This window comes from Pseudoduganella sp. RAF53_2 (assembly GCF_052113985.1).
Classification (GTDB): Bacteria; Pseudomonadota; Gammaproteobacteria; order Burkholderiales; family Burkholderiaceae_D; genus Rugamonas.
Genome location: NZ_JBFRDW010000338.1, coordinates 1 through 6459 on the forward strand (window position 1 = coordinate 1; position 6459 = coordinate 6459).

Below are 6459 nucleotides of genomic sequence, written 5' to 3' on the forward strand. Positions count from 1 at the left end.
CCGCCTGCATCGTGCAGAAGAAGCTGGGCATGACCAACAACTGCGCAGCAGTGGACGTGCAAGCGGTTTGCTCCGGCTTCGTCTACGCCATGGCCAGCGCGGATTCCTTCATCAAATCCGGCATGCACAAGAATGTGCTGGTGATCGGCGCTGAAGTGTTCTCGCGCATCCTGAACTTCGAAGACCGCACCACTTGCGTGCTGTTCGGCGATGGCGCTGGTGCGATTGTCATGACCGCGTCAGAAGAGCCGGGCATTCTCTCGTGCAAATTGCATGCGGACGGCCGCCATTCCGACATCCTGAGCATCCCAGGCAACGTGGCTGGTGGCGCGGTGGCTGGCTCTGCTTACCTGTACATGGATGGCCAGGCGGTGTTCAAGCTGGCAGTCAGCGTGCTGGAGAAGGTTGCATACGAAGCGCTGGAAGCGGCGGACATGACGTCCGACCAGATCGACTGGCTGATTCCGCACCAGGCCAATATCCGCATCATGAACGGCACGGCGAAGAAGCTGGGCATGTCGCCTGAAAAGATGGTGGTGACTGTCGATCAGCACGGCAATACTTCCGCTGCCTCGATTCCGCTGGCGCTGGACGTCGCTGTGCGCGATGGCCGCGTGAAGAAAGGCGACGTGGTGATGATGGAAGGTGTGGGTGGTGGCTTCACTTGGGGCGCCGTGCTGGCGCGCATGTAAGCCGAGCGTGTAAAATTCGTGCGTTTTTAGAATAAGAGTTCTAATCAATGAGCAAATTCGCATTCGTATTTCCAGGCCAGGGTTCGCAAGCGGTCGCCATGATGGACGGCTTCGCGGGCAACCCCGTCGTAGAACAGACCATCGCTGAAGCATCGGACGCACTGCAGTTCGACCTCGGCAAGCTGATGGCTGAAGGTCCGAAAGAAGAACTGGACCTGACCACCAACACCCAGCCGGTCATGCTGACCGCTGCTGTTGCCGCTTACCGTGCGTGGATCGCCGCCGGCGGTCCCGTGCCTTCCGTAGTGGCTGGCCACAGCCTGGGCGAATACTCCGCCCTGGTCGCTGCTGGCGTGATCGATTTCAAAGACGCTGTGCCGCTGGTGCGCTTCCGCGCGCAAGCGATGCAGGAAGCGGTGCCGGTAGGCCAGGGCACCATGGCTGTGGTGCTGGGCCTGTCCGACGACGATGTGCGCGCCGCTTGCGCTGAAGCGCTGGCCGCCGTGCCTGGTGAAGTGGTGGAGGCCGTGAACTTCAACGCGCCAGCACAGGTTGTGATCGCTGGCCACACCGCCGCCGTCGACAAGGCATGCGAAATCGCCAAAGCCAAAGGCGCCAAGCGCGCCATGCGCCTGCCGGTGTCGGCGCCGTTCCACAGCTCGCTGCTGAAGCCCGCTTCGGATCGTCTGCGCGACTACATGGCCAACATCCATTTCAACGCACCGCAGATCCAGCTGATCAACAACGTGGACGTGGCCGTGCTGACCGATCCGGCTTCCATCAAGGATGCGCTGGTGCGCCAGGCTGCAAGCCCGGTACGCTGGGTTGAAACCATGCAGAAGGTCGCTGCCGACGGCATCGCCAATGTGATCGAATGCGGTCCGGGCAAGGTCCTGATGGGCCTGGCCAAGCGTATCGATGCCAACCTGGTGGGCGACGCGATCACCGACCAGGCATCGCTGGAACGTCTGCTGGCAACACTCAAATAACAATAGGAATGACAATGACTCTGGCAAATCAAGTCGCCCTGGTAACGGGCGCATCGCGCGGCATCGGCAAGGCCATCGCGCAGGAACTGGCAAAGCAGGGCGCCAAAGTAATCGGCACCGCGACGACTGAAGCTGGCGCGCAAGCCATCTCCGAATACCTGGGCGACGCCGGCAAAGGCATCGTGCTGAACGTGACCGATGCTGAGCGCTGCACCGCTGTGATCGATGAGATCGCCAAAGAATTCGGCGCGGTTGGCATTCTGGTCAACAATGCGGGCATCACCCAGGATCAGCTGGCCATGCGCATGAAGGATGAAGAGTGGGATAGCGTTATTTCCACCAATCTGACTGCGGTTGGCCGCCTCGCACGCGCTGTCCTGCGCGGCATGATGAAAGCGAAGACCGGGCGTATTATTAACATTACGTCGGTGGTGGCATCGGCTGGTAATCCCGGCCAGATGAATTATGCCGCGGCGAAAGCAGGCGTGGAGGGCATGACCCGCGCGCTGGCACGTGAAATCGGCAGCCGCAACATCACCGTGAACAGTGTTGCGCCTGGTTTCATCGACACCGATATGACCAAGGTGCTGGGCGATGATCAGCATGCAGCACTGCTGACGCAGATCCCGCTGGGCCGTCTTGGCAAGCCTGAAGATATTGCAGCAGCTGTGGCCTTCCTGGCATCGCCGCAAGCCGCTTATATTACCGGCACCACCCTGCATGTAAATGGTGGTATGTATATGAATTGATGAGCTCATGCGGCATAATTGCCGCGTGATCGAATCTTTTAGTAGTAGTTTCGGTGTAGATCAATGTAATCACTGAAATTAGTTTTTCGGCGCGCAAACCTGCTAAAATGCGCGCTTTCCGTAACAAACAAAATGGAGCCATAACATGTCGGATATCGAACAACGCGTTAAGAAAATCGTCGCTGAACAACTGGGCGTCGCTGAAGCAGACATCAAGAACGAGTCTTCCTTCGTGGACGACCTGGGCGCCGATTCCCTCGACACCGTTGAGCTGGTAATGGCACTGGAAGACGAGTTCGAGATGGAAATCCCTGACGAACAGGCTGAAAAGATCACCACCGTGCAGCAAGCGATCGACTACGCAACTGCACACGTAAAGGCCTGATCGCCTGATTGATCCACTCCAGGAGATTCGCTTGAGTTCTAAAAACCGTCGTGTAGTGGTTACCGGCCTCGGCTGCGTTTCCCCGGTCGGCAATACGATTGCCGATGCGTGGAAAGCAATCACCGAGGGACAATCCGGGATCGCTAACATCACCCGATTTGACGCGTCGGCTTTCTCCACCCGTTTCGCGGGTGAAGTCAAAGGCTTCAACGTCGAGCAATATCTCGACGCCAAGGAAGCGCGCCATATGGATATCTTTATCCATTACGGCATGGCGGCTGGTATCCAGGCGATCCAGGATTCCGGTATCACCGTAACCGAAGAGAACGCCGACCGTATCGGCGTGATCATCGGCTCCGGCATCGGCGGTCTGCCGATGATTGAAGAGCAGAAGGAAGACTACGACAAGCGCGGCCCACGCCGTATCTCGCCGTTCTTCGTACCGTCTTCGATCATCAACATGATCTCCGGTAACCTGTCGATCAAGTACGGCATGCGTGGCCCTAACCTGGCCATCGTGACGGCTTGCACCACCGGTCTGCACTGCATCGGCGCGGCGGCTCGTCTGATCGAGTACGGCGACGCTGACGTCATGGTTGCAGGCGGTGCGGAATCGACCGTGTCGCCACTGGGCCTGGGCGGCTTCGCTTCGGCTCGTGCGCTGTCGGCTCGTAACGATGACCCTGCTACCTCGTCCCGTCCATGGGATAAGGACCGCGACGGCTTCGTGCTGGGTGAAGGCGCCGGCGTCATGGTGCTGGAAGAGTACGAACACGCGAAAGCGCGCGGCGCCACGATCTATGCAGAACTGCATGGCTTTGGCATGAGCGCGGACGCATRCCACATGACCTCGCCTCTGGAAGATGGCAGCGGTGGCAGCAAGTCGGCAATCGCCGCCCTGCGCAACGCCGGCATCAATCCGGACCAGGTGCAATACGTGAATGCACACGGCACTTCGACCCCGCTGGGCGACGTGGCGGAAGTGCAGGGCGTGAAGCGCACCTTCGGCGACCATGCGAAGAATCTGGTCGTGAGCTCCACCAAGTCGATGACCGGTCACCTGCTGGGTGGCGCGGGCGGCCTGGAGGCAGTGTTCACCGTGCTGGCGCTCCACCATCAGGTGATCCCGCCGACCATCAATATCTTCAACCAGGACCCTGCCTGCGATCTGGACTTCTGCGCGAACATCGCGCGTGATGCCAAGATCCAGTACGCCGTGAAGAACTCCTTCGGCTTCGGCGGCACCAACGGCAGCCTGGTCTTCGGCAAGGTTTAATTTAGTTTGAACTTTCCTGCCTCGCCTCGGTCACAACCGGGGTGAGCGCTAAGAACGCCCGCAGCCGCGGGCGTTTTTGCTTTCCACTTTCACTTTGTGCGCCATGTCGATTGCGGCTTCTGTCGTCGTTCGGCCATCGCTTTGCCTGCGCCTGCTGCAGGCGGGGCTGTGCACGTCCGTGCTGGCGGCGGGCCTGCTGCTGATGCGGCCGGCGCTGATGCTGGCGGCGGGCGCGGGGCTCGTATGGCAAAGACGCGAAGTCAATCCCTGTCGCATTGATATTTCCGGTGTCGGGCAAATCCGGCTGACGGTATACCAGCAGACAAGGGCTGCGGTTTTGCTACCCGGCTGCACGGTGTGGCCGGGCCTGATGCTGCTGCGCCTGGCGGAAGAGGGTGGCCGCCAGCGCTGGCTGGCCGTGCTGCCGGATAGCGCGCCGGCCGATGCGAGGCGGCGGCTGGCGGTTGCAGTGCTGGCCCTGGCTGAAAAAGCTTGAACCTTCCGGAGGCGCGGGCCATCCAAGAAAAGGACCGAGTGTGACGACAGACCGCGAAGGCGATCAGCTGCTGGTCGAGCGCGCCCGGGCAGGCGAACGGGCCGCATTTGACGAGCTCGTCTCAAAGTATCAGCGCCGGCTGATGCGGCTGCTCGCGCGCCTGCTGAACGACCAGACTGAAGCGGAAGACGTGGTGCAGGACACCTTCATCAAGGCCTATAAAGCCTTGCCGCACTTCCGCGGCGACGCGGCCTTTTACACCTGGCTGTACCGGATCGGCATCAATACGGCCAAGAACGCTTTGCTGAACCGCAAACGGCATGCGACGGGGCCAATCGAGCCAACCGTGGCGAGGGCGGAGCCGCCGGACGAAGACCGCTTGCGCGATATCAATACGCCCGAGTCCGAGCTGGCCAGCAAGCAGATCGCCGAGACCGTCAACGCGGCCATGGATGCCTTGCCGATCGACCTGCGTACCGCCATCGCCCTGCGGGAAATCGAAGGCATGAGCTATGAGGAGATTTCCGAAATCATGGGCTGCCCGATCGGCACGGTGCGCAGCCGGATTTTCCGGGCGCGCGAGGCGATTGCGAAAAAGCTGCGTCCGCTTCTCGATTTGCCGGTTGACAAGCGCTGGTAGCCAGCCAACACTCATTCAATGGAAGGGGATATGGAAAAATTATCGGCCTTGATGGATGGCGAGCTGCCGCAAGACGATGTTGATCTGGCTCTGGCGGCACTTGCCGACGAGGAGGCCCAGGCCAACTGGGATGTCTGGCAGGCCATCGGCGCAGCCTTGCGCGACGGGGCGGAGGAGGTAGCGCCTGGCCCTGGCTTCAGCGAACGTCTGGCCGCACGGCTGGATGAGGAGGTTTCCGCGCCGGCCGCTGCTGTAGTGTCTTGAAATGCGCCGCAACGGACGCAAGTTATGGTCTACTATTGCGCGTATTCATTCACTTTTACAAAAGCACCCATGAAAAACATGTTCTCTGCTGGCGCTAAAGTATTGCCGGTCCTGCTGCTTAGCGCAGCTTCCCTCGGATTACCTGCTGTAACGGGCCTGGCGCCTGCCAAGGCAGCTCCCGCCGCCGTTGCCGGACTGCCTGATTTCACTGACCTGATCGACCGCGTTGGTCCCGCCGTGGTCAATATTCGCACCACCGAGCGCATCAAGCAACGCGATAACCAGATGGGCGACGACGAGATGCAGGAATTCTTCCGCCGCTTCTTCGGCGGCCAGATGCCGCAAATTCCGCGCGGCCAGACGCCACGCGGGCGCCGTGCCCCTGGTGAAGAGGTGCAGCGTGGCGTCGGCTCCGGCTTCATTACCTCGGCCGATGGCTTTGTGCTGACCAATGCCCACGTGGTGGATGGCGCCGATGAAGTCTACGTGACCCTGACCGACAAGCGCGAGTTCAAGGCCAAGGTGCTGGGTCAGGACACGCGTACCGACGTGGCCGTGCTGAAGATCGATGGCAGCAAGCTGCCTTATCTGACCATTGGCGACTCGTCCAGGATTCGCGTGGGCGAGTGGGTGATCGCGATCGGCTCGCCGTTCAACCTGGAGAGCACGGTGACCGCCGGCATCATCTCCGCCAAGGCGCGCGATACGGGCGACTACCTGCCGCTGATTCAGAGCGATGTGGCGGTCAATCCCGGTAACTCAGGCGGTCCGCTGATCAATATGCGCGGCGAGGTGATCGGCATCAATTCGCAGATCGCGACGCTGTCCGGCGGCTATAACGGCATTTCCTTCTCGGTACCAATCGATGAGGCCATGCGCGTGGCCGAGCAGCTGAAGAAAACCGGCAAGGTAACCCGCGGCCGCATCGGCGTGCAAATCAGCGAGCTGAATAAGGATGTGGCCGAATC

9 protein-coding genes are annotated in these 6459 nt (G+C 60.6%); all 9 read left to right on the top strand.

Going from position 1 to position 6459, the window contains the following annotated elements; genetic code table 11:
• Positions 1–692, top strand: a 692-nt coding sequence (locus AB4Z11_RS19265) for a beta-ketoacyl-ACP synthase III (RefSeq protein WP_442026963.1), incomplete at its 5' end; no start/stop codon positions are given.
• Positions 693–739: 47 nt separating this feature from the next.
• Positions 740–1681: an ACP S-malonyltransferase gene (gene fabD / locus AB4Z11_RS19270; protein WP_442026965.1), complete on the top strand. Its 942-nt coding sequence runs from the start codon at positions 740–742 to the stop codon at positions 1679–1681.
• A 14-nt stretch (positions 1682–1695) separates the two neighbouring features.
• Positions 1696–2430 (top strand): 3-oxoacyl-ACP reductase FabG, encoded by a 735-nt coding sequence (gene fabG / locus AB4Z11_RS19275; protein ID WP_442026966.1) that lies wholly within the window; start codon positions 1696–1698, stop codon positions 2428–2430.
• 145 nt (positions 2431–2575) lie between these two features.
• Positions 2576–2815, top strand: a complete 240-nt coding sequence (acpP, locus tag AB4Z11_RS19280) for an acyl carrier protein (RefSeq protein ID WP_028104092.1) — start codon at positions 2576–2578, stop codon at positions 2813–2815.
• Between the two features lie 31 nt (positions 2816–2846).
• Positions 2847–4091 (top strand): beta-ketoacyl-ACP synthase II, encoded by a 1245-nt coding sequence (fabF, locus tag AB4Z11_RS19285; RefSeq protein ID WP_442026968.1) that lies wholly within the window; start codon positions 2847–2849, stop codon positions 4089–4091.
• Positions 4092–4167: 76 nt separating this feature from the next.
• Positions 4168–4587, top strand: coding sequence for a protein YgfX (locus AB4Z11_RS19290; RefSeq protein ID WP_442026969.1), 420 nt, complete (start codon positions 4168–4170; stop codon positions 4585–4587).
• Positions 4588–4627: 40 nt separating this feature from the next.
• Positions 4628–5227, top strand: coding sequence for an RNA polymerase sigma factor RpoE (gene rpoE, locus AB4Z11_RS19295; RefSeq protein ID WP_442026970.1), 600 nt, complete (start codon positions 4628–4630; stop codon positions 5225–5227).
• A gap of 30 nt (positions 5228–5257) precedes the next feature.
• Positions 5258–5491 carry an RseA family anti-sigma factor gene (locus AB4Z11_RS19300; protein ID WP_442026971.1) on the top strand — a complete coding sequence of 78 codons (234 nt, stop codon included), beginning with the start codon at positions 5258–5260 and terminating at the stop codon, positions 5489–5491.
• Positions 5492–5569: 78 nt separating this feature from the next.
• Positions 5570–6459, top strand: an 890-nt coding sequence (locus tag AB4Z11_RS19305; protein WP_442026972.1) for a trypsin-like peptidase domain-containing protein, incomplete at its 3' end; no start/stop codon positions are given.